Raw genomic sequence first — 2,035 nt, 5'->3', positions numbered from 1 at the left:
GGGGGGGGAAAAGGGTTGGCAGGCAGCCTGAAAAACGGTCGGACAGGCTTTCAGGTTGCCAATTCAGAACCGGCGCCGCTTGGCGGGCGGGATATGGCAGACGCCGTCTTCGCATTGCGGGCGCGGCAGCAGCCAGCGCGGCAGGCGGTAGCGGTTGCGGGCGAACAGCGGGTAGCCCCAGTCGGCGATTTGGCGCAGCAGCGGCAGGTTCCAGATGCGGCTTAGGGGGCGGCCTTCGCATTCGGCGTACATCAGGCGCAGTGCGCTCATGCCTTTGAGAACGGCGCCGTCGCTGCGGACGATATGGATATAGGTCATGGCGTCGTTCGGGCTGATGCCGTATTGCGCGAGCTCGGTTTCGCTGCCCTGCACGGGCACGGCTTTCAGGCTGCCGCTGCGGTTTTTTTCCAGCGTTAGCGCCATTTCGCGCACGCACAGCGGGCATTGGGCGTCGTAGAAAATGGTGTGTTGTTTCATATTTTGGTTCCGTTTTTGGGTAACTGCGTTGGAACTTCGCTTTCAGGCTGCTTGCGGAGGCTTGGGCAGGGCGAAGGAGGCGGTGAGCAGGGATGCGGCGGTGCACAGCACGACCAACTTCAGGGTATCCGGCAGGTAAGAATAAAAGGGGATAAACCGCGCCGCCATGCCGCTGGCGGCGCCCGCACATGCGGCGCAGAAAAAGCCGGCTGCATTGCGGTAGGGGCGGATAAGGCAGAGTATCAGTCCGCACAGCAGCGCAAGGGGCGAGCCGACGGTAGCGCCTATCAGCATAAACAACAGCAGATTGCTTGCCATCTGTACCAAATCGGCTATCAGCGCCTGCGGAAAGGGATACAGAGCCGGCAGCGACAGGCCGGCGTCGGCAAACGGCAGATAAAACAGCAGATAGACAATGCTGCCTGCCGCACCGCCGCCGGTGGCGTAGAACACCAGCAGGTTGAAAACGGGATAGTCGCGGTCGGAATCGCCCATGGCACAGCCTTTCCAATCAGAAAATACGGTGTGGCGCCTGGGCTGTTTTGCCACCCTGCAGGCAGCCTGAAAAGGGTTGGCGGGTTTTCAGGCTGCCTGAAACGGCCATCAGGCGGGTTTCATCACCATCAGGAAATAAATCACCAGCGTGGCGCAGAAGGCGGGGTAGCCCAAAAGCTCCCAGATTTTCGCATAACGCCAGTATTGCGCGGGCATGGTACCGCCGCTTTGCTGCGCCGTTTGTGCGATTTTTGCCATTTTTACCTGCAGCCACACCACCGGCAGCCAGCACGCGCCGCACAGGGCATACAGCGCCAGCGTCATCACAATCCATTTCGTATCCCACGCCCAGCCGGCTTTCCAAATCATCCAGCTGCCCGAAGCGAGCTGGAATATCACCGTGGGCGTGGTGAACCACCAGTCGGCCTTCACCACCCAACGGCTCACCACCGACTGCGCTTCCAGCGAGCCGCTGCGGTTTGCCCAAAAGAGATAAAACGCCGTGCCGAAGCCGGTGCCCACCATCAGCGTCGCCGACAAAATATGCAGGGTTTTCACGATTAAATAAGCACTCATTTCCGTCTCCTGTTCGCGTCAAACAAATAAAACATCACCGCCGCAATCGGCACATTCTTCACCAAAGGCGCAAACGGATGCGCCCACATCTGCGGCAGCCTGAAAGCGACAATCGCGCTATATACCAGCACAACCGCCGCCTGCGCCGCCCAAAACCACGCCCGATGCCGCAGCCGCGTGGCGCAGCCCAGCCCGAAAAACACGTCCAACACGCAGGAAAGCGCAAACAGCGGCACGCGATAGGCAGCCTGAACGCCCACCTGCGCGAGCAAATCCAACGACTGCGGCAGCGCAAACAGCGCGGGCTGAATGCCGCTCCACAGCCATAAAAAGGCGATGGAGCAGACCAGATAGTTTTTTGGTTTCATGTTTATTCCAAAATTTCTGTTAAAACAGAAATAGAGTATTAAAAAAAATTTGGGGCTGTACTAGATAAGCAGTCATGTTAGACTGCAAAAATGAAGATAACCCATTGTAAACTAAAAAA

At 58.2% G+C, this 2,035-nt stretch carries 4 protein-coding genes; all 4 read right to left on the bottom strand.

The annotated features are described in order from the left end of the window. Nucleotides 1–63: 63 nt before the first annotated feature. The gene (locus MB824_RS00020; RefSeq protein WP_238744739.1) at nucleotides 64–477 is read right to left on the bottom strand and encodes a thiol-disulfide oxidoreductase DCC family protein; all 414 of its coding nucleotides are present in this window, start codon (nucleotides 475–477) and stop codon (nucleotides 64–66) included. 42 nt (nucleotides 478–519) lie between these two features. After that, nucleotides 520–972, bottom strand: coding sequence for a hypothetical protein (locus MB824_RS00015; RefSeq protein WP_238744737.1), 453 nt, complete (start codon nucleotides 970–972; stop codon nucleotides 520–522). Nucleotides 973–1,080: 108 nt separating this feature from the next. Continuing rightward, a complete protein-coding gene (locus MB824_RS00010; protein ID WP_238744735.1) occupies nucleotides 1,081–1,548 on the bottom strand; it encodes a DUF2269 family protein in 468 nt (155 codons plus the stop codon). Next, nucleotides 1,545–1,916, bottom strand: a complete 372-nt coding sequence (locus MB824_RS00005; RefSeq protein ID WP_238744733.1) for a DoxX-like family protein — start codon at nucleotides 1,914–1,916, stop codon at nucleotides 1,545–1,547. The genes MB824_RS00010 and MB824_RS00005 overlap by 4 nt, the downstream gene beginning before the upstream one ends. Nucleotides 1,917–2,035: the final 119 nt, after the last annotated feature.

It is taken from the genome of Kingella pumchi (assembly GCF_022288825.1).
Taxonomy (GTDB): domain Bacteria; phylum Pseudomonadota; class Gammaproteobacteria; order Burkholderiales; family Neisseriaceae; genus Kingella_D; species Kingella_D pumchi.
Note: the sequence above shows the minus strand (reverse complement) of the source record. Positions and strands in the feature narration are given on the sequence as shown.